Source organism: Flavobacterium kingsejongi, assembly GCF_003076475.1.
Taxonomy (GTDB): domain Bacteria; phylum Bacteroidota; class Bacteroidia; order Flavobacteriales; family Flavobacteriaceae; genus Flavobacterium; species Flavobacterium kingsejongi.
Map to the genome: position 1 here is coordinate 1,756,255 of NZ_CP020919.1, position 25,714 is coordinate 1,781,968.

Here is a 25,714-nt window from a genome sequence, read left to right on the forward strand (position 1 = left end):
GAATGCTTTCCATATGCGTTTAACTGTTTCTAATCCTGATGAAAACTGAATAGGCAAATGTGGGTTATAGGCAAAAAAAAGGCTGCCATAGCGGCAGCCTTTGAATAATTTAAATAAGCTATTGTTTTACTATTTTCATAGTATTAACGGTTGTGCCAATAGTCGCTTTTACAATATATGTTCCAGTAGGCAGGCTGGTTACGTCTACCTGTGCGGTACTGGCTCCAGGATTCTGACGTAAAACTTCCTGTCCGATCATATTATAAACCGCTACATTTTCAATAGCATCTTTATACTTCAGGTTCAGGTAATTTTTTACTGGATTTGGATAATATGAGAAAGCAGCATCGTCAAAGGTATCAATACCTAATGGGGAAGCAGTAACGGTCAGAGTATAATCTTCAGTTTGCCCAAAGCTGAAATCATCACTGGAAGTACAAGGCGTTGTGGTGTATTCATCATAATATTTCACTACACGCATACGGGTATTTCCAAGTAGTGCTGTAGCAGGTACAAGGATATTTCCAGCTGCCTGGATTGCATCGCTTCCGGTAGAATTGATAATAGATCCAATTTGATAGGCTTCTCCTGCATCATCTAAGGTGCCATTTTGGTTCCAGTCGATATACACGGTGAAGTAATCAGTATAATTACCGCCTGTATTTCCTTTTAAGGTAATAGGATACGTTTGGCCCTGTTGTACGGTTCCTGTTACTGTGGTGAAATCCTGGTATTCGTTTACATCATCAGCAGGATCGGAAGGGTTGTTGATTCCGGCAAAATTCACATTACTGATCGCTTCAACAAATAAATAAGTGGAGGCGCAATAGGTAACTGGGATTTCTACTTCGGCAGTTGTTACGGAAATATTATCGACCAGCAGTACATAGGAGTCGTTGGAATTATTGACGAAAGCAATTCTTACATTTTGACCTATATAGGCAGAGATATCTACAGACCGCGTAGTCCATATTGGGTTTTCTCCGGTTGTTGTGTATAGGTTTACAGTAAAATCAGCTACTGTGTTACCACCATTTGGAGCTAATTTTAAGGAATATCCATCAGGATAGTCCGCGTCCTGAGCCTTGGCGTCCCACGAAAGAAAAGCGGAAGGTGCTGCGGTAAGATTAATGGTAGGGGAAATTAGCCAATCATTTGCGGATCCGGCAGGGGTATACCATGAGGTGCTCATTGCGGCGAAATTACCGTCCGGTCCTCCGAAATTTGGGGTTGCACCACCACGGTCGCGGGTGATCCATGCAGCATTAACATAGCTCACTCCGCTGGCCGGAGTCAGGCCATCAACGTTAATAAGCGTCCAGGCAGTAATGCCAGGTCCACTTCCATCCCAATTTTCCTGAAAAATTTGTCCATAGCCAAATAGGGGCAAAATGACAATAGCGTAAAGTAGTTTTTTCATCATATATTAATTTTGAGGTTTACGCTAAATTACGAAAAAATAAATTTAAAAGTATTATGAAATGTTAAAAATGGACACTATAAGGTTGTTATGAAGGCTTTTGTTGGATGCTATTACTATTGTGTAGTTGGATTTGATGAGCATGGAATAAAAGGAGAACTATCAACAGGTAACGAAATTTATGCCTAATGAGTCATTACTGAGCTTTGAAAAAGCGGGCTTTTAAAATGATAAATAACTAAAAAAAGAATAAAGTTATAAAGTGTAAGGTGCTGTATTACAGGGAATGCTGACAGGTGTCTGTAGGTTAAAATTGCATTTAACACAAAAAATAATCATTTATTCCGATTTTTTCACTAAAATTGGGAGTTTTTTACCACTACTAAAAATGAATTATTTTAAACACGCTTTTATCCTGTTTTTAGCAGCGGGATTTTCAACTTTTGCTCAGCAAAAAATCACTATTGAAGAGATCTATGGCGGCGCATTCCGGGGCAAGAGCCTTGATGAATTGCAGGCGCTGAAAAATACGAATCAATATACGGTACTCAATACCGATCGTGCTTCGAAGTCAATGCAAATCGATTTGTACGATTATGCAACGCTGAATAAAGTAGCCACGTTAATCAATACCAAAGATCATAAGGAATTGCCCCCAATTGACAGTTATACCTTTAGCAGTGACGAAAAACAAATCCTTATCGCCTGCAATAGTGAGTCTATCTTCCGGCATTCCTTTGTGGCAGATTATTATTTATATGATATCGCTTCAAAAAAGCTTCAGAAACTGTTTGATTTCAAAATCCAGGAGCCTGTTTTTTCTCCGGAAGGAACAAAGATCGCGTATGCCAAAGAAAATAATCTATACGTTTATGCTATTACGACAGGAAAAACGACCCAACTGACTACTGATGGGAAGAAAAACAGTATCATTAATGGTATTACAGACTGGGTATACGAAGAGGAATTTGCATTTGTAAGAGCATTTGACTGGAACAAAGCGGGTGATAAAATAGCCTATATCCGTTTTGACGAAAGCCAGGTTCCGGAATTTACAATGGATATGTACAATACCGGATTATATCCTTCACAGGAAACCTTTAAATATCCGAAAGCTGGAGAGAAAAATGCAGAGGTATCCCTGCATATTGTGGCGGTGGCTACAAATACTACACAAAAAATTAACTTAGGGAATTATAACGACTTTTACATTCCCAGAATTAAATGGACTACAGATCCTGCGCTATTGAGTGTTCAGGTATTGAACAGGCATCAGAATAACCTGGATCTTATTTTTGTAGACGGGAACACCGGAAGTGCCAAAGTAATCCTGACGGAAAAAGATAAAGCCTATGTGGATGTTACTGATAACCTTACATTCCTGAAAGACAACAGTTTTATCTGGACCAGTGAAAAAGACGGATTTAACCATATCTATCATTATGATAAATCCGGTAAACTAAAAAATCAGATTACCAAAGGCAATTGGGAAGTAACTGAATATTATGGACTGGATGAAAAATCCGGAACTATTTTTTACCAATCGGTTGAAAACGGCTCTATAAACCGTGATATCTATAGTATTCGCCTTACCGGGAAGGACAAGAAGCGACTTTCGGTACAGGCTGGAACACATGCGGCTACCTTTAGCCCGAATTTTGACTTTTATATCAATACATTCTCCAGCGCACTGCAACCACCAACCTATACTTTAAACGCTGCCAGTACTGGTAAAGAAGTAAAAGCAATCGTTGGAAATGATGAGCTTTTGGCGAAATTCAAAAAATACAATCTTCCTGAGAAAGAATTCTTTGTGCTTAAAACGGCAAAAGGACATGAATTAAACGCCTGGGTAATCAAACCGAAAGACTTTGATGCTACTAAAAAATACCCGGTACTGATGACACAATATAGCGGTCCAGGATCCCAACAGGTAGCCAATAAATGGTATGACAGTAATGATTATTGGTATATGTTACTTTCTCAAAAGAATTATATCGTTATTTGCGTCGATGGAAGAGGAACCGGTTTCAAAGGGGCTGACTTTAAAAAAGTAACCTATAAGGAACTGGGTAAATTGGAGGTAGAAGACCAGATTGATGCTGCAAAAGTTATCGGAAAATATAACTATGTTGATGCTTCAAGAATTGGTATCTGGGGCTGGAGTTTTGGAGGTTTTATGGCATCAAACTGTATCCTGAAAGGGAATGATGTGTTCAAAACTGCTATCGCAGTGGCACCGGTAACCAGCTGGAGATTTTACGACAGTGTCTATACCGAACGTTTTATGCAGACACCTCAGGAAAATGCTTCGGGTTATGATGAAAATTCACCCATTAACCATGTAAGTAAACTGAAAGGTAATTTCCTTCTGATTCACGGGACGGCAGATGATAATGTGCATGTGCAGAATTCAATGACCATGATAGAAGCACTGGTTCAGGCCAACAAGCAATTTGACTGGGCTATTTATCCCGATAAAAATCACGGTATCTATGGCGGAAAAACGCGCATACAGCTGTTTACAAAAATGACAAATTATTTAGAAGAGAAACTATAAAACTTAAGAACAAAACAAACTACAAAAATGATAGAAAATAAAGTAATTGCAGATCATCAGGAAGGTCCGTCAAAAGGTCATCCAAAAGGACTTTGGGTATTATTCGGAACCGAGATGTGGGAACGATTCAATTTTTATGGCATGCGCGCCATCCTGACATTGTTCCTTGTAAATTCATTGATGATGAAAGAAGAACAAGCTTCTATTATCTATGGTGGATTCCTGGGATTGTGTTATTTGACGCCAATGTTGGGTGGTTTTATTGCCGATCGTTTTTTTGGAAATAGAAACTGTATTTTATTAGGTGGATTGATGATGGCTTCAGGGCAGTTTTTGCTGTTTGTAAGTGCCAGCGTTTTTGGTTCTGATATCGGTCTGGCAACGACCCTGGTATGGATCGCGTTAGGGATCATCATTTTTGGAAATGGATTCTTTAAGCCAAATATTTCCAGTATGGTAGGTAGTTTATACCCAAAACAGGAAAAAACAAAATTAGATACAGCATTCACCATCTTCTACATGGGGATTAATATGGGGGCTTTCCTGGGACAATTTATCTGCCCAATTATCGGGGATGTTAAAGATGCCAATGGTGTACGTGATATCCATGCGTTTAAATGGGGATTCCTTGCTGCGTCTGCAGCAATGTTAATTGGAACAGCTGTTTTTTACTTTTTGAAAAATAAATATGTAGTAACACCGGAAGGAAGACCATTAGGAGGATTACCATCTAAGAATGTTGCTTCAGATTTTGAAGAAGGTGAATCGCAAAAAGCAGTATTCTCTTCGAAAGCTTTAGCCATTGCTGGAATTGCATTTTTTATTTTAGGTGCGATTATCCACTACGGATTAGACCAAAATTTAATTTATACCCTGATCTACTCCAGTGGACTGACACTGGCAGGATTGATCATCTCTGATACATCATTGACTAAAATTGAACGCGACAGGATTTTTGTAATTTATATTGTTGCCTTTTTTATCATCTTCTTTTGGGCTGCTTTTGAACAGGCAGGATCATCATTGACCTTTATAGCAGACAACCAGACCGATCGTAATTTCTTCGGATGGCAGATGCCGGCTTCTATGGTTCAGATTTTTAATGGAATCTTCGTAATTGTATTAGCAGTACCTTTTAGTATGCTGTGGGATTACCTGAGAAGTAAAAATTCAGAACCTATTTCTCCGATGAAACAATCCTTCGGACTTGCGCTGATTGCTTTGGCTTACCTTATTATAGCCTTTAATGTAAAGGATTTAGGGAATAATGGATTATTGGCTATTAAATGGTTGATCTTATTATATTTCATCCAGACCTGTGCCGAACTTTGTTTATCACCGATCGGTTTGTCATTAGTGGGTAAATTATCACCAAAAAGATTTTCATCATTGTTATACGGAGTATTCTTCCTTTCCAATGCAGCGGGTTATGCGCTTGCAGGAACTTTAGGGGCAATATTACCAGCAACAGGGGACAAATACAATAAAGCAAAAGAACTGGGAATTGATCTTCAGGGTGTACTGAACAAAACGGTGACGCCAACAGCAGAACAATTAAAGTTATTGGAAACGAATCAAATTAGTGCTTCAAACCACTTTTTTGCAGGATTTGAAATCCATAACCTGTTTGAGTTCTTTATGGTTTTTGTGGTGCTTTGTGGATTGGCAGCTTTAGTGTTGTTCGCCTTAACACCGGTTATGAAAAAAATGATGCACGGTATACGATAATATGGAACAGACACTGACAGATTTAGAATCAATACAGAATTTTGAAGGCAAATACCCTAAGCAATTATGGTATTTGTTTTTAGTTGAAATGTGGGAACGTTTTTGTTTCTACGGAATGCGTGGGGTATTGACCTTTTTTATGGTTGATCAATTATTTTTAAAAGATGCAGAAGCCAATTTGCAATATGGAGCCATCCAGGCCTTTGTGTACGCTTTTACATTTATTGGTGGAATTTTTGCCGATAAGATACTCGGCTTTAAAAAGTCCTTGTTTTTTGGTGGTATCGTAATGATTTTAGGGAATTTGCTCATCGCTTTTTCGCCACAGGAAATGTTTTATTACGGGATTGCTTTCTCAATCATTGGAACCGGTTTTTTTAAGCCCAATGTATCCTCAATGGTAGGGGAGTTATATACAGAGAAAGATCCGAGAAGAGATGCCGGATACGGTATGTTTTATGCAGGGATTAATATAGGAGGCCTTTTAGGAGGTGCTTTATGTATTTATTTGGGTAAATACCATTCCTGGACCCTGTGTTTCCTTTCTGCCGCTATTGTAATGGGATTTGGTCTGCTCACCTTTTTGTTTACTAAAAAGTACCTTGGGCCTATCGGAGATTCACCATTATTAAGCCTGCCTTCTTCAAAACGTAAAATCCGCGAGATTGCGGTATACATAGGTTCCCTGTTGAGTATACCATTTATCTTTTTGATGGTAAAAAATACCCACTACACGGATTATTTCATGTATACCATCGGGGTCATTGCAATTGCCTATTTCCTATATGAAGTATATAATTTGCAGAATACGGCCTTACGTAAAAAACTGGTAGCAGCTTTCCTGTTTATCTTTTTCTACTTTTTATTCAATGCTATTTATGAGCAGAGTGGAGGATCGTTATCCCTTTTTGCAAAAGACAACCTGAACAGTAGATTGCTCTTTTTCGATATAGATCCTAATATTGTGAACAATAGTTCGAATACGCTTTTTGTCATCATCCTGAGTCCGATTATTGGATTGTTATGGCTGTGGCTGGCCAAAAAGAAAATTGAGCCGAATACCATTATCAAATTTGGAATTGGCTTCCTGTTCCTTTCGGCTTCATTTTACATTTTCTACTACACAAAATTCTTTGCTAATGCTGAAGGGATTACATCCCTGAACGTATTCACGTTTGCCTATTTTATTACTACGATTGGTGAATTATGCCTGGGGCCTATCGGAATGTCGATCATCACTAAACTGTCTCCAAAAAGGCTTTTTGGAATGATGATGGGATTATGGTTCCTCGCCAGTGCATTTGGGCAACTTGCCGCAGGAAAACTTGGGGCAGAAATGTCAAAATCGAATACAGGCGCTACGTTGCTTTTTAAATTACAATCCTATACCGATGGTTATTATAAGCTCGCAATCTATTCGCTTATTGCAGGAGTTATTCTTATAATTTCAGCTCCTTTGATAAAAAAATTAATGCAGGAAGTAAAATAAATACCTATGAGTCAGAATACGACAGATCAGTTTTTTAAGAATACAGTTATCGGCCACCCCGCCGGATTATTTATCTTATTTTTCACCGAAATGTGGGAACGCTTTTCCTTTTATGGAATGCGCTCTTTATTGATTTTGTTTTTAACCGCTTCCTTTACAGATGGTGGTTGGGAATGGACGCGTGAAAATGCTTCTGCCTTGTTTGGGTCTTATGTAGGGTTAGTATATCTTTCTACAATGTTAGGAGGCTATTTTGCCGATAAAGTCATTGGTTTCCGATGGGCTGTTGTAGTGGGTGCTGTGCTAATGACCTTAGGGCACGCTGCTATGGCTGTGGAAACGGAATTTTCGATTTACCTCGGATTGATATTGTTAGTTTTTGGAAATGGTTTCTTTAAGCCTAATATGACCTCCATTATTTCGGAGATGTACAAAGACCGTCCGGAAAAGAAAGATGGTGCTTATACTTTGTTTTATATGGGTGTAAATGCCGGAGCTTTTTTTGGAATCCTGCTATGTGGTTATCTTGGAGAAAAAGTAGGCTGGAGTTATGGTTTCGGACTGGCTGGAATCTTTATGTTCTTTGGGATGCTCCAGTTTTGGCTTTCCCAGAATATCTTTGGAGATATCGGGTTAAAACCGAATAAGGAAAGTAAAGCGAAAGCGGAAGCCCTGGATTCGGACAAAAGAAATCCATTCACGCCTTGGCAATTGGCACTGATCGCCCTGACTTCTATTTTAGGATTGTTGTGGATATTGAATGCTCCGGCATCTAAAATATCGGGTGGTAAAATTGATGTTTTTGCCTTTTTAGGATCGGGAGGAAATAATTATGCTATCCTAACCGCATTGGTATTGTTCATAATATTATTGGTTTACAGGTTTACACAATATTCTAAAATTACCAGAGAGAAATTAATGGCGGTAACTTTCTTTGCCTTCCTTACTATTTTCTTTTGGGCTATTTTTGAGCAGTCCCCTAACAGTTTAACCATTTTTGCAAGTGATTATACGAACAGGGTTCTGGAAGGAAACTGGAGCGTCATATTTTTAGTGATGAACTCCCTGATTACAGTTTTGCCTTTGGGAATTATTACCTGGGTATTGTTCCTGATGTTCAAGCAGACTTTTAAAAATTACGCTTTGGCGAATATTATCCTCAGTTTGAGTTTTGTAATTGTATGGGGTATTGCCCTTTGGATGCTGGCAAAAGATTATTATACTGCGGGTTACTTAGACCTTTCTGATGGCACGCTTGAATTATTAAAAATAGAAAAAGTAACCACAGCGTTAACGGAAGTTCCGGCGACCTGGTTTTCAACGCTGAATTCCCTATTCATCATTTCACTGGCACCATTGTTTTCAAAATGGTGGGAAAGTAAATACAATCCTTCTGCCAATATAAAATATGGGATTGGAATGTTCTTATTAGCACTTGGAATGGCATGCGTAGCGATTGGAGCTTCAGGTATTGCACCGGGTGCGAAAACAGCTTCTGTAAGCATGATATGGCTGATATTGGTATATCTTTTCCATACCATGGGCGAGTTGTGTATTTCTCCGGTTGGGCTGTCGTACGTAAGTAAGCTGGTTCCTGGAAGAATGATTGCTTTTATGTTCGGAGTTTGGTATCTTGCGGTGGCTATCGGAATGAAAGGTGCCGGTATGTTTGGAGAAAATATCGATACCATTGCCAACGAGCATGGATTGAGTTATTTCTTTTGGATGCTAACCATTATTTCGGTTGTAGTAGCCGTGTTTTCGATTATTATGACGCCAGTAATTAAAAAATTAATGCATGGTGTGCGATAGCGGCACCATTTTTGAAAATAACGTCAAAAAAAAATTAGCATGAAAAAAATAGTATTCGCACTTTTTCTTATCTTAGGTGCTGCTGCAGTAAAAGCACAGGAAATAAAATGGATGACTTTTGAAGAAGCCCTGAAAGCGCAAAAAAAGAAACCTAAAGCCATTCTTATGGATGTTTATACCGAATGGTGTGGGCCGTGTAAGATGTTGGATAAAAATACCTTTCAGAATAAGGATGTAGCAGCCTATATCAATAAGAATTATTATGCTGTTAAGTTTAATGCAGAAGGTAATGAAGAAGTAAATTACAAAGGGCAAAAGTTTGTTAATGCAAGCTATGATGCTGCCCGTAAAGGAAGAAACGGAACGCATCAGTTCACACAGGCTTTAAAAGTTACCGGATATCCTACAATGATGTTTTTTAATGATAAAGGAGAAGTGGTAACGCCTTTGGTAGGGTATTATAAACCGGAACAAATTGAGATTTACCTGAAAGCATTTTCAGCTGAAGAATATAAAAAATTAGATACCCGTGAAAAATGGGAAGCCTATATGGCTGCCTTCAAAGGCGAATTCAAAAGTTAGATCAATTATTAATTCTATAAAATCCCTTTTCTGCAATAGCGTGAAAAGGGATTTTTGCATTACTGCAGGTTCGTTTCCATAGCTGGACAGTAGTATTGTAATTGGTAGCATCAGCAATAATGAGTTTGGGTTGTACTTTTTTCAGCAGCCTTTCAAGATTAATTTTGGGCGATTGCGAAAGGATGATAATGTCGGGATCACAATGTTCCGGAAGGATTCCATGTTGATCCAGTATAAGGATTTTTTGATGCTGAAAGTAATACAGATTGCGTAGGGGTAATAAGGTGTCAATGTGGCTGTGTGTTGCAATCTGATAGGGTTTTAGGCTGCTGTCTTGCAGTATATCTTTCCTGTCCCGATTGCTGAACACGGTAATCTTATTTCCTTGTCGTTCCAAAAGCAGCGGATTTTTATATGAATGTAATACTATAAAATCAGCTGTGCCTGTCGACTGTATGCGTGACATCCAACAGGTCAATTGTGTAATGATGACAAAGCTGCACAGGATAAGCAGTCTTGGAAAAGTGGGCTTTTTTAGCCAAAGGACAATAGCAATCACACACGAGTAAAGTGAAAGCATGACCGGTAAACTACAAGGCACATCCCGGAAGATAAAATCATCATACGACGCAATCTTATGAATAATGCTATTTAAGGCGCTGATAGCAATTTCTAATAGTTTTGACACAGTAGCGTGCGTGATGTCTAAAGCGGCTAATAAAAGCACTATGAGGCCATAAATCATGATAATTGTAAGCAGGGGGAGCACAATGATATTGGTGAGGAAGAATAATCCTGGAAACTGATGGAAATAATACAGCGATAAAGGTAAGGTTCCTATCTGTGCAGCTATTGAAACGGTGAGTATGTCCCACAAGTAGCGTAATATCTTAAATTTCGGTGTCCAAAAACCGGAAAGTGCAGGCTGGAGCCATACAATAAAAAATAACGCACTGTAACTGAGTTGGAAACCGACGTCAAAAAGTGTAGCAGGATCCCATAACAGCATTAAAAGTGCTGATACTATTAGGGTGTGGTATATTGAAGTTCCCCTTCGTAATAAGGCTGCAATTGCTGCAAAAGTAAACATCACAACCGATCGTACTACCGAAGGTGACCCTCCGGCGATCATAGCGAAAAGCCATAGCGTTAGAATTACAATTCCGGTTTTGATAAAAAGGCTATAACGGGTATTGGGGAGGAATTGCAATAGGGAAGATATAAAAAAGTAAATAAGGCCGATATGCAACCCGGATACAGATAGTATATGAACGGCACCGGCAAGGCGATAGTCCTGTAATATTGTCGGATCCATGTCTTGTTTCTGTCCTAATAACAATGCTGCAACCACCTCCAGTGCTGCAGGAGCAAAACCGCTATTTTTTAAATTAGTAAGGATGGTGTTTCGAAACTCGGCACTATAATAATGGCTGTTTTTGGTTTTGATGTTACACAATACTACCGCATTTGGATTAATCTTCATGTATCCTAAAATACCTTTATGTTCCATATAGCTGCGGTAGTCAAACTGGTGGGGATTGAAAGGGATATGAAACTGTTGGATTTGTCCGTGTATTTTTATCCTGGATCCGATAGAAAGAGAGCGTTCTGGAATTGTCCTACGAATTTGGATTAATAGTTTTCCATGATAATCCTGAGTGTTAATGCGGTATACTGAAGCAATATAACGTTGGTATGTAGCAGTATTTTTTAGTTTTTCCTGGATTCTTACTTCGACATGATTGTGTGTAGGAAACTTGTCAAGATGTGTTATATAATGACCTGGCTGATTATAGGGATTATGAAGTGCCTGACTGGTAATACCAATACTGAAAGCAAGCATGCACACGGAGATGCCTAAAAAAACAGTCTGTTGAAAATTTTTAAAAGCTTGGAGGTAAAGCAGGAAACAGATAATGAAACTGATCGCTAACAAGCAAATGCTGAAACGAAGTGAAGGATTGTAATAAAAGCCAGTACAGAGCCCGGTACAATACAACGCCGTAATTTTGAACAAAGGATACTGTGCTATTTTCATAAGTACAATGCAGCGTAGTCGGCTGATTAAACATAAAAATAGTAGTAGTCCGAACGATCTTAGGGTTATAATCGTTTGCTATTGTAGGGTGGAATTACAATAACGACATCCAATAAATAGGGGTTGTGTTTTAGAAAACAGGATCAATTACACGGTTAGCCTGTGCAAATGTTCTTTTGTAATACGGTTCATTCGTTGAAGAAACCATCACGCCTTTTGAAGTAGAAGAGTGGATGAATTTAATTTCTTCACCATTTACTTCAGTAACCATGCCTACGTGGTTGATTCTTTTGCTGCCATTGGTTTTAAAGAATACCAAATCACCTTTTTTGATTTCGCTATGATCCAGTTTTTCACCGTATTGTGCCTGTTCAAAAGAGGAACGTGGTAATTTTATACCGAAAATATTAAATGTTGCTGTCACCATTCCGGAGCAATCCATTCCGGAAGTAGAAGTGCCACCACCGCGATAATGAACACCAATGAATTCCATGGCATTATTTATTAGCTGCATCGCAAGATAATTCTCTGTAGGTTGTGGAGTGAAATCTTTATCTTCTTCCTCGTTGATTAATGATTTTTTGTTGGTGTTGCTTTTAGCGCTTTTGCTAACGCTTTTCTTGTCCGTTTTTGCAACTGCCTTTTCGGGAGTAGCTTTAGTAGCGGCTACTGTTTTCTTTTCTGTTGCTGCCGGAGTGGTGTATACACCTTTCTTTACAGCTTCTTTTTTTGAGGTAATAATCTGAGCATGGCCTAAATTCGTTGCCAATAACAAGATGGGCAAAAAGAGATAGAAGATTTTCGTTGATGTCATATTTTATTTTTTATTTTTTTAGCACTTTTTGAATCGGGTGCTATAGATTTATAAATAAAATTCCGGAAAGAATTTAAAAATAATGCTTTTCAATACAGAAGCAGCATTACTTCAAAACGATTCTTGAAAATTAATATTGCATAATTAAACGTAAATTTAATATAATTTCCATGTAAACCTACCTTTTTCAATATTATTTTTATGCTAAATAATTTAACACAGCAAGATTGATACGTTTTAAGGTGCTGGTATTCAATTCTTTTTAAGGCGATCCCGGATATCGTCAACAATAAGTTTTGCAGTAGTCTCACTGGCGCCAGCTCCTCCTAATTTCTGTTCCAGGATCGTGTAATCATTCAATATTTTAGCACGTGAATTGGCGTTCAGTAATTTGTTTATTTCTTCAACAAGCCTTTTGGTATTCAGTTCGTCCTGTATGAGTTCCGTAACCACTTCCTGGTCCATGATGAGATTAACAAGGGAAATGTATTTGAGGGTGAGGATTCTTTTGGCAATCTGATAAGATACCCAGCTTCCTTTGTAGCACACTACCTGTGGTACCTTAAATAGTGCTGTATCGAGGGTAGCCGTACCCGAAGTGACCAGTGCCGCTGTAGAAATGCTTAGTAGGTCATAGGTTTTATTGTCAATATAATGAACGTTTTTGGTCTTTAAGAAAGGTTCATAAAAAGAGAATTCCTGCCCTGGCGCTCCGGCAATTACAAATTGATATTCTGGAAAATGATTGACAACACTAAGCATTATGTGCAACATTTTGGAGATTTCCTGTTTACGGCTTCCGGGGAGCAATGCAATGATGGGTGTTTTATCCAAATGATTCTGCTTGCGGAATTCTTCAAACGACAGCGTAGGGCGATTGTGAATCGCATCAATGATGGGATGGCCTACGAAGTTTACATTATAGTGGTGCTTGTTTTCGTAAAACTCTTTTTCGAAAGGAAGGATAACATGCATACGCTCTACATCACGTCGGATCGCATTAATGCGGCTTTCTTTCCAGGCCCAGATTTGGGGTGAGATATAATAATGAGTAGGGATTCCTTTTTCCTTTGCCCATTTTGCAATACGCATATTGAATCCGGGATAATCGATGAAGATAATTGCATCGGGATTGAATTTCTCAATGTCAATTTTACAGGATTTTATGTTTTTGATGATGGTCTTTAGGTTGAGTACCACTTCCAGAAAGCCCATGAATGCTAAATCCCGATAATGTTTCACCAGCCTGCCGCCGGTTTTCTCCATCAGGTCACCACCCCAAAACCGGATATCGGCTGCAGGGTCTTCTTTATACAATGCTTTCATGAGATTTGATCCGTGAAGATCTCCCGAAGCTTCACCGGCTATAATGTAATATTTCATTCCTTAAATTTTTAAACCAACAATGTAATAACGGTCCAGCTTATAGTTGCGAAAACTACTCCTTTGGCAATCTGGTCTTTGTTTATTTTTAACAGGATAAGAAAGATCACCATATTTAAGAGGGCGCCAATGGCAATCACTTTCCCCAGGTAACCGGAACGCTTAACCTGTTGCAGGTTTTGCGTGAATGTTCCGCTTACAGCAAATTCAAGAAACAACCATGTGCCCAGGCAGGTAGCGGCAATACCAATAAGGAATCCAATCAGAAGATCACGCTTACTCATTCAGTTTCCAGGTATTTAAATTTTGGATGGCATGGTGAGCAGTAAGGTCAAATTGTACAGGGACCAATGAAATATAGCCATTTTTTAAAGCCCATTCATCGGTGTCTTCTCCTTTGTCCAGATTGACAAATTCTCCTGTAAGCCAGTAATAATCGCGGTTATGTGGTGTTTTTCGCTTGTCGAATTTTTCAACCCACATGGCTTTTGCCTGCCGGCATACCTTAATTCCTTTAATGTCGTTTGCTTTGAGTTTCGGAAAGTTTACGTTTAGGATCACGCCTTCTGGCAATCCTTGTTCCAGTACTTCGAGCGCTATCTTTTGGATAAAATTCCGTGTCGGTTCAAAATCCGCATTCCAGTCATAATCGAGCAATGAAAATCCGATGGCCGGGATTCCTTCTATCCCCGCTTCCACCGCAGCACTCATCGTTCCGGAGTAAATGACATTTATAGAAGAGTTAGAGCCGTGATTGATGCCGGAAACACAAAGGTCTGGTTTTCGTTTTAAAATTTCATTGACCGCAAACTTTACACAGTCTACTGGAGTGCCAGAGCAGCTATATTCCTGTTCCAATTCCCCGTCAATATTGACTTTGTTGAGATACAATGTATTGTTGATCGTTATAGCATGGCCAGTAGCCGATTGTGGGCTGTCAGGGGCAACAACGACAACTTCTCCGATTTCTTTCATTACCGAAATCAGGGTACGGATTCCAGGCGCAGAGATACCATCATCATTCGTAACCAGAATAAGTGGTTTTTTCTTCATTATAGTGTTCAATTAATAGTGTTCTGAATGTATTGCTGTAGCACCTTTTATATTTGGGATACAACTAAAAATTAAACCGCTAAAATACGCATTTTTAGCGGGAACACTATATATTTGTACCTTTAACAAAAAATTATACGGGCATATCCAACCCTGGTATGATTTTTATGTAATTTAGTTAAAAATATAGATGAATACTATTATGCAATTTATGAAAAGAAATTATAAAATCGTACTGCTGGTCGTTGCATTCTCAGTGGCACTATGGAGTTTTATGCCCAAACCTAAAGCTTCAGATCCGGAAAAAGATAAATTACTACTCGAACTATTAACATTTGTAATTGAAAAAGGACATTATCATCCTGCTGCAATTGACGATACATTCTCTAAAGGTGTTTATAAAAGCTATATCAACGGACTGGATCCTTCCAAAAGATTTTTCCTACAGTCGGATATTGATGAATTTGCACAATATGAAACCAAAATTGACGATCAGATTTTAAACAGGGATTTATCCTTTTTTGAATTAACTTACAACAGGCTGCAACAGCGTATGGATGAGTCGCGTGGTATTTATAAAGATATCCTGGCCAAACCTTTTGATTTCAATGTGAATGAAGAATTCAATGTGGATTATGAAAAAATGCCATATGAAAAAGATGAAGCTGGCTTAAGAAACAAATGGCGTAAGCAATTGAAATTATCAGTTTTATCATCCGTAACGGATAAGATGAAAATTCAGGAAGAACTGAAAAACCCTAAAGCGGAAGACAGTGATGATGTAGCTGCAAAAGCGGTAGCGGATAAAGCTAAGAAAGCCGTTAAAAACGAAAAGCCGAAAACATTTGAAGAAATTGAAAAAGAATCCAGAGAAAATTCTTTAAAATCATTAGATGAATATTTTACTTTTATTAAAGAACTGGACAGAAATGACTGGTTTAATATTTACCTGAATGCTATCGTGGAACGTTTTGATCCGCATACCTTATACTTGGCTCCGGATGATAAAGAAAAATTCGATGTGAGCATGAGTGGTAAATTTGAAGGTATTGGTGCCCGACTGCAAAAGAAAAATGATATGGTGGAGATTTCAGAACTGATCTCCGGAGGTCCGGCATGGAAAGACAGAAAACTGGAACAAGGGGATTTGATTATGAAAGTAGGACAGGGTGATAGTGAACCTATCGATATCGTAGGAATGAAACTGGATGATGTCGTTAAGAAAATTAAAGGGCCTAAAGGAACTGTTGTAAACCTTACAGTAAAAAAAGTCGATGGAACTATTAAGGTAATTCCGGTTACCAGAGATATAGTAGAATTGGAAGAAACCTATGCGAAATCCAGTATTGTAAATAAAGATGGTAAGTTATATGGTATCATCTATTTGCCTAAATTCTATATCAATTTTGATAACAAAGACGACAGGGACGCTGCAAAAGATGTTGCTATCGAAGTAGAAAGGCTGAAAAAACAAGGTGTAGAAGGAATTGTGATGGATCTTAGGGATAATGGAGGAGGTTCATTGCGAACTGTAGTGGATATCGCTGGATTGTTTATCGACAAAGGACCGGTTGTACAGATAAAATCAGCCGGAGATAAAAAAGAGATATTGTCCGATACTGATGGTAAAATCCAATGGGATGGTCCTTTGGTTGTGATGCAGAATAATTTCTCTGCTTCGGCATCGGAAATATTTGCTGCGGCTATCCAGGATTATAAAAGAGGAATTATTATTGGAAGCAAACAGAGTTATGGTAAAGGAACGGTACAAAATGTTATTGACCTTAACCAGTTTGTAAGAGGCAATTCGATGGGAGATTTGGGGGCGTTAAAAACAACCACACAGAAATTTTATAGAATCAACGGTGGCTCTACGCAGCTGAAAGGTGTGGAAAGCGATGTTGTAATGCCGGATCGTTATTCCTATATTGAAATTGGGGAACGTGATACTGATAATGCAATGCCTTGGGATAAAATCGAAATGGCACCTTACAAAGTATGGGATAAACAACAGAATTTTGCTTCAGCGATTGCCAATAGCAAAAAACGTCTGGCTCAAAGTGCGCAATTCAAATTAATTGATGAGAATGCAAAATGGGTGAATAAACGTAAAGATGAAAATGTATTCAATTTGGATTATAAAATATTCAAAGCAGAACTGGACAAAGTGGATAATGAGGTGAAGAAATACAAACCGATCTCTCAATACAAAAACCATTTAGAGTTCAAATCCCTTCCGTATGAAGTGGAAGCGATGGCAAAAGACACTTCCTTTGCGACCAAAAGAAACAGATGGCACGAGAGTCTTGCAAAAGACGCTTATGTAGAAGAGGCATTAAATATATTAAACGATTTGCAGGCGAAACCATCTTCCGGTGGTAAGATTGCAATTAAAGAAAAAAAGGAAAAATTAGTAGTTCCTGTTAATTGATTGAATGAATAAAACATCACGATCTTTATCTGGTTTAGCGCTTCAGAAATTTAAAAAAAATTTCTGGGGCGTTTTCAGTTTGGGGCTAATTGTAGTATTGGTATTTGTAGCCCTATTTGCCTATTTTTTTGCGCCAGATGCTTCGCGTAATGCCAATCAGATGCATTTGTCAATTCATTCCAGGCCACCTGGCTTTGAGGTGCTAATGCTTAAAATCCCATTGCTGGAGAAAGAGCCAACATCGTGGAAGGATTATTTTTTTGGGCATCCCGATGTCGCTACAGAAATTCCATTGAATGCTTATGTTATTCAGGGCAATAATATAGTGTATTCAGAATATTCTGAGGATCCCAGCCTTTCGGTTAAAAAAGAAGCACATCTGAATCAGTTTCCAGGTTTTAAATCGATACAGGATGTCGAAAAAGCCTGTATTACTAAACAGCGTTTTAGTTTAGGAACGGATAAGTATGGGCGGGATTTATTAAGCAGAATGCTGGTGGGATCCCGGGTTTCCTTATCTATTGGATTTATTGCGGTTTTTATCTCGATAGTCCTTGGAATATTTTTCGGTGCTTTAGGTGGGTTTTATGGTGGCAAAACGGATGCTTTTGTCATGTGGCTGGTCAATATTATCTGGTCAATACCGACATTGCTATTGGTTATTGCAATCACGCTAACGTTAGGCAAAGGATTTTGGCAGGTTTTCATTGCAGTAGGGCTTACGATGTGGGTGGAAGTAGCTCGTGTCGTCAGGGGGCAGGTAATTAGCCTTAAACAGGCGCAATTTGTTACTGCGGCCCGTGCTTTGGGCTATAATGATTTTCGAATCATTGTTCATCATATACTGCCTAATATTATGGCGCCAATCATTGTAATTTCAGCCGCTAATTTTGCTTCCGCCATTTTGGTTGAAAGTGGATTGAGTTTCTTGGGATTAGGCGCACAACCCCCAATACCAAGTTGGGGGGGTATGATTAAAGATCATTACAGTTATATTATTCTCGGCAAGCCTTATCTCGCCGTTATTCCTGGGACGGCTATCATGGTGCTCACACTCGCCTTTATGTTGACCGGCAATGCACTCCGGGATGCCCTGGATGTGAATGTCTAGTCCTAGAATAGCAATACAGGATTAATAATAATAAAAGTACATTTTTTAGACAGAAGTAGCTTCATGGTTACTTCTGTTTTTTGTTTTATAGGTTTTCATTTCTATTTCTTTTTGCTGATGCATTTGCATCGGAGTAAGCATATGATTAGAGCAATGCGGTCTTACTAGATTATAAATCTGTATAGATTCCTTAACTACTAACTTAATAATATTAAGTTGCTGATCATTATACCTATCTACTAAAAACTCCTGTTTTAATATTCCATTTACCCTTTCAGCGACCGCATTTTGATATGGATCATAAGACTCAGTCATGCTACAGCGCAGGTTTTTAGTCTTGCGTATCACTTTTTGATATTCATCAGAACAATATTGTATACCTCTATCTGAGTGATGGATTAACGACAAACAACTATTTTTCCTGCTCTTAAGAGCCATTTGTAAAGCTTTAAGACTATTTTCGGCATTTAAATTAGTAGCTACATTAAATCCCATGATCCGTTTTGAATATGCATCTGTTACTAAGCTTAAATAGCAGGGCTTACTTCTTTTTCCGATGTATGTAATATCGGATACCCAAACCTGTTCAGGACGTATTATTTTTAAGTTTTCAATTAAATTCTTGTGTTTTTTAAAACGATGATATGAGTTAGTCGTAATATGATAGCTCCGTTTTGGAGATATTAGCAGATGGTTTACTTTGAGGATATTAAAAAACATATCTCTTCCAATCTTCAATGCTCTAAGCTCCTGGTTTAATAAATAATACAACTTTCTCGTACCGATACGAGGCATTTTCATCCTAATCTTTCTTACCATAAGAATGACTTGTTCAGACTTTGATTGCTTTAAGATTTTTCTTTTAATGCTACGATAATAGACCTGCCTGTCTATCCCGAACAAACTACAGGTAAAACCTAAGGTTTGTTTTTGTTCTTCTTTAAATAGGACAATTGTTCGGGTGATGAGTTTTTTCGGATATCGATATTATATTCTTTCTCTGCAATATCAATAAGCATATCAAAAATAATAGCTTTCTTATCCGTAAAATTAACTTGTTGCTCCAGATGAGCTTTCTGTTTTTCAAGAAGCGTAACTTTAGCTTCGAGTTCCATGATTTGCTGTTCAGGTGTTTTAGCCATTTGAGATGGGGTTTGGGTTTCCCAATCAAAGTTACCAAATTTTCTAAGCCAACTAACAACTGTTGAACGTGCTTGCACACCATATTTTTTACAAGCTCCATGTGTAGATAACTCTCCTCGTTCAATCTCATGGACGATTTGCAATTTGAGAGACATACTGTAATCTCGCTGGGTTCGCTTTACATAATTTTTCTCTTTAGACATAATTGAGTTTTTTTTTGTATCGCTATTTCAGGACGGGACAGAAAGAATAAAAAAAAAATCCATTTCGTTTGAAATGGATTTTTTTTGTTTTATTCTTGTGTTGTTGGAGTAGCTATTTTTAAGTCCGTATTTTTTTGCTTCTTTGCCTCGGTTTTTCTTTGGGCTTTTTCTGCCGTGCGCTTTGTTTTTTCCTGTTGCCGGGCTTCTTTGTCTTTTTGGCGTTCGATCTTAGCCTGCTCTCTTTCTTTTTTCGTTTCTTCTTCGAGCAATTTCTCCCCAATGGCGTTGGTGTTGTGTATGTTATTTGATGGGCTTGGGTTTTCCTGCGCGTGCAGTGATTTTGAAGCCAGGATCAAAAGTAGTGGAAGTAGGAATCTTAAACTCATTGTATTTGGTTTTAAGAGATTATAAGTAGCAAGCTGTCTACCATTCATTCACTTTATTGGCATCGAGTTTTACAAAAATGAAGAGTAAAATTGTGAACGCCAGTAATCCGGAACCTCCATAGGAGAAAAACGGAAGGGGCACGCCAATTGTAGGGAATATTCCCAGAACCATGGAGATATTGACAAAGAAATGTACGAATAAAACCGCAGCTACGCAATAGCCGTATACCCGGCTGAATTTTGTTTTTTGGCGTTCTGCCAAATATAGGATTCGTAGAATTAGTGTGGCAAATAGGATGATGACCACCAATGATCCTGCAAAACCCCATTCTTCGCCGACTGTCGTGAAAATATAATCGGTATGTTGTTCCGGGACAAAATCACCTTTGGTTTGTGTGCCTTCCAGGAATCCTTTTCCAAACCATCCTCCGGAACCGACTGCGATTTCAGATTGATTGGTATTGTATCCGATCCCTTTCATGTCTACTTTTTTACCCAAAAGGATATTGAAACGATCCCTGTGGTGCTGCTGGAAGATATTGTCAAAAACATAATCTACAGAGTATACAAAAACGGACATAGCCGCAAAAATGATCAGGCTCAATATGGGATTTCGGTGTGCTTTTCGTGTTTTTAGGAGTTGCAGCAGGATGAGTACAAAAACCACAGCAATGATAAACCAGGGTTCAAAAATTAAGGCTGCAACAAAGAGTACAATAGCGGCAAACCCGGTAAGCAGGTACCAGGATGGCAAACCTTCACGGTAGAGTACTAATACAAACATGATGTATATCAGTGCGCTTCCGGGATCATGTGGGGCAATTAAAATAATAGGAACGCCTATTATCAGTAAGGCCTGGATCTGATGATTTACAAGTTTCAGGTTGACCTGTACGTCACTCATATATTTTGCTAATGCAAGTGCAGTACCTGCTTTTGCGAATTCAGAAGGCTGAATACTGAAGCCTCCAAAGGAATACCAGTTCGTCTGGCCTTTTACGGTGGAACCAAAGACAAAAAGCCCTGCGATAAACAAGAGAGAAAGAACGTAAATCACACTAGAAAAACGTTCGTAAAACTTAGCGTCCAGGGCTAATATGACAAAAATAACGACAATGCTTATGATGATAAATACGAATTGCTTGCCATAGATCTGGCTAACATCAAAAATAGAAGTTTCCTGTATGGGCAAAGAAGCAGAATAGATATTCAACCAACCCAATACTACTAATGCAATATAGAGGAATATGGTAATCCAGTCTATATTACTAGCTACGCTTTGGTTTTTCATCTTATTTATTTATCGTAAATGGAACGCCGCTGGTTACTTTGGCATATTCAACTTCCAGGCTTCCATTGAGCATTCGGGTCTCTAAATCGGTACGGGTAATTTTACCCCTAAGGTATTTTTCGATCATAAGGCTGGCAATTGGCCCGGCCCAACGCGCTCCCCAATAACCGTTTTCTACGAATACGGCAACTGCAATTCTTGGATTATCTTTTGGCGCAAAAGCAACAAAAATAGAGTGGTCGGTCAATTGTGTTCTTTTACCGTTGATTTTAGGGAAATTTTCTGCTGTTCCGGTTTTACCACAAATGTCAATTCCTTCAACGCGTAATGAACGTGCAGTTCCCATGTTATAGACATCGAAAAGCCCCTGGATCATCGGTTTGAAATATTGCTTGTCGATGGTTGTCGTATGGCGGGTAGTAAATTTTTTATCAATAGTTTGTCCCTCGATTTTTTTAATCATGTGGGGCGTATAATAATAACCTTCGTTTGCTACTGCTGCCATCATATTGGCCAATTGGATTGGGGTCATCAGTACCTCGCCCTGTCCAATGGAATTGGATATGATGGTAGTACTTTTCCAGCCTCCGTTCGGGTAAAATCGATCGTACAGCTTGGATGTAGGAACAGAGCCTTTTTTTCCGGGTGGTAAATCATATCCCATGAAATTGCCCAAGCCAAAACTTAGCAGGTGGCTGCTCCAGGCATCTACACCATATCTCGGTTTTGGATATTTCTCAATGATCCGTTTGTAGACATTAGCAAAATAGGTATTACACGAGTGAAAAGTTCCGCTGTGGAGGTTGTTGCTTCCGGAGTCATGACATTTCATAAAAGCACCACGGGCATAAGAAAAACCATGATGGCACACGAATGTAGTGTTCTCATCAATAACTTCTTCCTGGAGCCCTATAAGTCCCGTGAGGATCTTAAACGGAGAGCCCGGAGGATATTCCGCTAAAAGGCCACGGTCATACAGCGGTTTCGCAATGGAGTCGTTGTATAATTTAGTATAATTGCGGGAACGTTCCCGTCCTATTAGTATGGATGGGTCATAAGAAGGCGCAGTTACCAAAGCCAGGATTTCACCCGTTTTAGGTTCTATGGCTACGATACCGCCTCTTTTATTGATCATTAGGGATTCGCCATATTCCTGAAGAATAATGTCAAGTGTAAGGTTGATATCTTCTCCCTGGATGGCAGTAGTATCAAAAATCCCTTCTTTATAGGGGCCAATTTCGCGATTAAAACGATCCCTCTGAATGTATTTTACCCCTTTTACGCCCCTGAGTGCTTCTTCGTAATATTCTTCAACACCCTGGCGGCCAATTAAATCACCACTTTTATAGTAAGGATTTTTTTCGATGATACGGTCGTTCACCTGAGTGATAAAGCCAAAAACATTGGCGCCAGCTGTAGTCTGGTAATCCCGTAACGAACGTTTTTGAATGTAGAAACCTTCAAATTTGCGTATTTTTTCCTGAAGCGCAGCATACTCTTTTTTGTTGAGCTGCGGTAAAAATACCGAAGGTAACATTGGGCTGTATACCCTTGCTTTCGCAATATTAATTTTAAAGTCATCCAGCGTGATGTTAAGCAGCTTGCAAAACTCCAGCGTGTCTAAAGATTTGATTTCTTTTGGGATAACCATGATGTCATAGGAAGGCTGGTTGGCAACCAGTAATTTTCCATTACGGTCGTAGATATAACCGCGTTCCGGATATTCATATTTTCGTTTGATGGCATTATCATCCGATTTCACTTTAAATGAATCGTCAAAAACCTGCAGGTACAAAAGCCTCGCGATGATTGCCAAAGCGGCCAGGATAATCAGGGATGGGAAAAGGGCTTTTCTCATTTTTTAGCAGGCTTGAAAATATAGATCAGGATAATGCACAAGATCAGGGTGAATAAAGCCGAAGCAAATGTCCGGATAAGAACATCTATAATCAGGTTAAATTTAAAGATTTCCAATACAAAAAGCAATAAATGGTGTATTATAACGGAAATCAGTATGAATGAAAAGCGTTCCGGCGTTAACCGGTCATTGATTTTTACAGTCTGGTATTCGTAACTTACCCCAAAGGAAAACTTGAAAATTGTAGGCCTGATATAGGCCAGTACTAGAGATGCTGTAGCGTGTACGCCTCCTGAATTGCAAAACATATCCATTAGTATCCCAAGCGCAAAACTGAATAGCAATAAAGCAGTTTTATTTCCATTGACCGGATACAGGATAATGAATAAAATATAAGGGTACGGGTTTATAAAACCGAAAAGATTGATATTATTGAAGAGTACCACCTGAGCGAGTAGCAACAAAACAAATCGGATGATATTTGTGAGTAAGGCGCTATTCATTTGGAGTAGTTTCTTCTTCTAATTTAATAATTTCTTCTTTGTCCATGTTTTCAATGACATAGATATCGCCCACATTCGTCATGTCGTTAAACAGTCGGATGTTCAGGGTGTAGTAATTCGTTTCTTTATCAATGTAAATTTTATCAATAGTTCCAATAGGAATGTTTTCCGGGAAGATCACAGAGCGCCCACCGGTTACGATGGTATCGCCTTTGCGTACCGAAGCTAATCTTGGAACGTCAATTAACTGTACAAATCCGGTGCTTTCACCGTTCCAGATCAGCGATCCAAAGTGATTTGATTTTTTAATTTTAGCGTTGATTTGCGATTTACGGTTGAGGATACTGATGACCGTTGCGTAATTATTGGATGTCTTTTCAATAATACCGACAATTCCCAGGCTGTTGATTACGCCCATATCAGGTTTGATGCCCTGCATTGCTCCACTTTTAATCGTAAGGTAATTTTCGGGAACATTATAGGAGTTTTTAATAACCTTAGATTGGATTACTTTGATAGTGTAGGCGCCAATCATGCTGTCTTTGACAATTGGCTTCAGGGAATCCGCTTTGTTGTACAGTATGGAACGCAGGTTGGCATTTTCAAGTGCCAGTTTATTATTTTCTTCTCGTAGGCTAAGATAGGCTGTAGCTTCATCTATTTTGGAATAGATATATCCGGTAACCCCGTTTGCCGATGTAATCGCTTTACTCCTGTGAAAAGAATGCGACTGTATGGTCAGGGTTAACGAAATACCTAAAAGCAGCAAAAACAGCAATTTATTGCTGTTTTTAAAAATAAAATTTACTATTTGCTGCATGTACTATGCTGTTATTTTATGAGAATACTTTTGAATTTTTGAATGTTTTTAAGAGCCATTCCTGTTCCACGTACGACAGCTCTTAAAGGATCTTCTGCAATGTAAACAGGTAAGTCCGTTTTCTGTGAAATCCTTTTGTCCAGTCCTCTTAGCATCGATCCACCACCAGCAAGGTAAATACCGGTATTGTAAATATCTGCGGCAAGTTCCGGAGGTGTTTGTGACAGGGTTTCCATCACGGCATCCTCAATGCGTTGAATCGATTTGTCCAAGGCTTTAGCAATTTCGCGGAAGGATACTTCTACTTGCTTTGGTTTCCCGGTTAGCAAATCCCTTCCCTGTACGGACATATCATCTGGTGGTGTTTCCAAATCTTCGGTCGCAGCACCAATGGTGATTTTTATTTTTTCAGCCGTACTTTCTCCTACGAAAAGGTTGTGCTGGGTTCTCATATAATAAACGATGTCATTTGTAAAAACGTCACCGGCAATTTTTACAGATTTGTCACATACAATTCCTCCAAGAGCAATTACCGCAATCTCTGTAGTACCACCACCGATATCAACGATCATATTTCCTTTTGGTTGCATGATATCAATTCCAATACCAATCGCAGCAGCCATTGGCTCATGGATCAGGTATACTTCTTTTCCGTTTACACGCTCACACGATTCTTTTACCGCACGCATTTCCACTTCGGTAATTCCGGAAGGGATACATACGACCATACGAAGCGCTGGAGTAAACATCCTTTTCTTCAGTGCGGGAATGCTTTTGATGAACATACTGATCATTTTTTCAGAAGCATCGAAATCAGCAATTACACCGTCTTTCAGTGGCCTTATGGTCTTAATGTTTTCATGCGTTTTCCCCTGCATCATATTCGCCTCCTTACCCACAGCTATAATTTTGCCAGAGATACGATCACGGGCAACTATTGAAGGGCTGTCAATCACAACTTTGTCGTTGTGGATGATAAGTGTATTTGCGGTACCAAGGTCGATCGCAATGTCCTCGGTCATGAAATCAAAAAATCCCATAAGTCATTTAAGGGTTTAAAAGTTTATAATATACTAGCCTGCAAAGGTA

21 protein-coding genes are annotated in these 25,714 nt (G+C 38.8%); 7 read left to right on the plus strand and 14 right to left on the minus strand.

Annotated elements, in window-relative coordinates:
• Positions 1–118 precede the first annotated feature (118 nt).
• Positions 119–1,423 carry a T9SS-dependent choice-of-anchor J family protein gene (locus tag FK004_RS07595; protein ID WP_108736720.1) on the minus strand — a complete coding sequence of 435 codons (1,305 nt, stop codon included), beginning with the start codon at positions 1,421–1,423 and terminating at the stop codon, positions 119–121.
• A gap of 385 nt (positions 1,424–1,808) precedes the next feature.
• Here FK004_RS07595 and FK004_RS07600 point away from each other — a divergent pair, with 385 nt between their 5' ends.
• From FK004_RS07600 to FK004_RS07620, 5 genes are read left to right on the plus strand one after another with little or no spacing between them, the layout of a single operon-like run.
• Positions 1,809–3,980, plus strand: coding sequence for a S9 family peptidase (locus FK004_RS07600; RefSeq protein WP_108738782.1), 2,172 nt, complete (start codon positions 1,809–1,811; stop codon positions 3,978–3,980).
• Positions 3,981–4,007: 27 nt separating this feature from the next.
• On the plus strand, positions 4,008–5,708 hold the full coding sequence (locus FK004_RS07605) for a peptide MFS transporter (protein ID WP_108736721.1): 1,701 nt from the start codon (positions 4,008–4,010) through the stop codon (positions 5,706–5,708).
• A 1-nt stretch (position 5,709) separates the two neighbouring features.
• The gene (locus FK004_RS07610) at positions 5,710–7,197 is read left to right on the plus strand and encodes a peptide MFS transporter (RefSeq protein ID WP_108736722.1); all 1,488 of its coding nucleotides are present in this window, start codon (positions 5,710–5,712) and stop codon (positions 7,195–7,197) included.
• A 6-nt stretch (positions 7,198–7,203) separates the two neighbouring features.
• A complete protein-coding gene (locus FK004_RS07615; RefSeq protein ID WP_108736723.1) occupies positions 7,204–9,009 on the plus strand; it encodes a peptide MFS transporter in 1,806 nt (601 codons plus the stop codon).
• 39 nt (positions 9,010–9,048) lie between these two features.
• Positions 9,049–9,591 carry a thioredoxin family protein gene (locus FK004_RS07620; protein WP_108736724.1) on the plus strand — a complete coding sequence of 181 codons (543 nt, stop codon included), beginning with the start codon at positions 9,049–9,051 and terminating at the stop codon, positions 9,589–9,591.
• 1 nt (position 9,592) lies between these two features.
• Here FK004_RS07620 and FK004_RS07625 read toward each other — a convergent pair whose 3' ends face one another.
• From FK004_RS07625 to surE, 5 genes are all read right to left on the minus strand, one after another.
• On the minus strand, positions 9,593–11,629 hold the full coding sequence (locus FK004_RS07625; RefSeq protein ID WP_108736725.1) for a ComEC/Rec2 family competence protein: 2,037 nt from the start codon (positions 11,627–11,629) through the stop codon (positions 9,593–9,595).
• 130 nt (positions 11,630–11,759) lie between these two features.
• Positions 11,760–12,443, minus strand: a complete 684-nt coding sequence (locus FK004_RS07630; RefSeq protein WP_108736726.1) for a C40 family peptidase — start codon at positions 12,441–12,443, stop codon at positions 11,760–11,762.
• A 252-nt stretch (positions 12,444–12,695) separates the two neighbouring features.
• A complete protein-coding gene (gene lpxB / locus FK004_RS07635; RefSeq protein ID WP_108736727.1) occupies positions 12,696–13,826 on the minus strand; it encodes a lipid-A-disaccharide synthase in 1,131 nt (376 codons plus the stop codon).
• Positions 13,827–13,837: 11 nt separating this feature from the next.
• Positions 13,838–14,110, minus strand: a complete 273-nt coding sequence (locus FK004_RS07640) for a hypothetical protein (RefSeq protein ID WP_108736728.1) — start codon at positions 14,108–14,110, stop codon at positions 13,838–13,840.
• Complete coding sequence (gene surE / locus FK004_RS07645) at positions 14,103–14,882, minus strand: 5'/3'-nucleotidase SurE (protein WP_170108580.1); 780 nt, start codon at positions 14,880–14,882, stop codon at positions 14,103–14,105. Before surE ends, FK004_RS07640 begins: the two co-directional genes overlap by 8 nt.
• Positions 14,883–15,069: 187 nt before the next feature.
• Between surE and FK004_RS07650 the strand changes: the two genes are divergently transcribed.
• Together FK004_RS07650 and FK004_RS07655 are read left to right on the plus strand one after the other, a co-directional pair.
• On the plus strand, positions 15,070–17,310 hold the full coding sequence (locus tag FK004_RS07650; protein ID WP_108736730.1) for a carboxy terminal-processing peptidase: 2,241 nt from the start codon (positions 15,070–15,072) through the stop codon (positions 17,308–17,310).
• A 4-nt stretch (positions 17,311–17,314) separates the two neighbouring features.
• Positions 17,315–18,421, plus strand: coding sequence for an ABC transporter permease (locus tag FK004_RS07655; protein WP_108736731.1), 1,107 nt, complete (start codon positions 17,315–17,317; stop codon positions 18,419–18,421).
• Between the two features lie 45 nt (positions 18,422–18,466).
• Here FK004_RS07655 and FK004_RS07660 read toward each other — a convergent pair whose 3' ends face one another.
• The 8 genes from FK004_RS07660 to FK004_RS07690 all read right to left on the minus strand — a co-directional run bounded on the left by FK004_RS07660 (position 18,467) and on the right by FK004_RS07690 (position 25,665).
• Positions 18,467–19,324: an IS3 family transposase gene (locus tag FK004_RS07660; protein WP_262497642.1), complete on the minus strand. Its 858-nt coding sequence runs from the start codon at positions 19,322–19,324 to the stop codon at positions 18,467–18,469.
• Positions 19,325–19,338: 14 nt separating this feature from the next.
• Complete coding sequence (locus FK004_RS19410) at positions 19,339–19,767, minus strand: hypothetical protein (RefSeq protein ID WP_227871586.1); 429 nt, start codon at positions 19,765–19,767, stop codon at positions 19,339–19,341.
• Between the two features lie 89 nt (positions 19,768–19,856).
• Complete coding sequence (locus FK004_RS07665) at positions 19,857–20,153, minus strand: hypothetical protein (RefSeq protein WP_157956055.1); 297 nt, start codon at positions 20,151–20,153, stop codon at positions 19,857–19,859.
• A 37-nt stretch (positions 20,154–20,190) separates the two neighbouring features.
• Entirely contained in the window at positions 20,191–21,444 is a 1,254-nt protein-coding gene (gene rodA / locus FK004_RS07670; protein ID WP_108736733.1) for a rod shape-determining protein RodA, read from the minus strand.
• Between the two features lies 1 nt (position 21,445).
• A complete protein-coding gene (gene mrdA / locus FK004_RS07675; protein WP_108736734.1) occupies positions 21,446–23,302 on the minus strand; it encodes a penicillin-binding protein 2 in 1,857 nt (618 codons plus the stop codon).
• Entirely contained in the window at positions 23,299–23,805 is a 507-nt protein-coding gene (locus tag FK004_RS07680) for a rod shape-determining protein MreD (protein WP_108736735.1), read from the minus strand. The genes mrdA and FK004_RS07680 overlap by 4 nt, the downstream gene beginning before the upstream one ends.
• A complete protein-coding gene (gene mreC, locus FK004_RS07685) occupies positions 23,798–24,625 on the minus strand; it encodes a rod shape-determining protein MreC (protein WP_108736736.1) in 828 nt (275 codons plus the stop codon). Before mreC ends, FK004_RS07680 begins: the two co-directional genes overlap by 8 nt.
• Positions 24,626–24,636: 11 nt before the next feature.
• The gene (locus FK004_RS07690) at positions 24,637–25,665 is read right to left on the minus strand and encodes a rod shape-determining protein (RefSeq protein WP_108736737.1); all 1,029 of its coding nucleotides are present in this window, start codon (positions 25,663–25,665) and stop codon (positions 24,637–24,639) included.
• Positions 25,666–25,714: the final 49 nt, after the last annotated feature.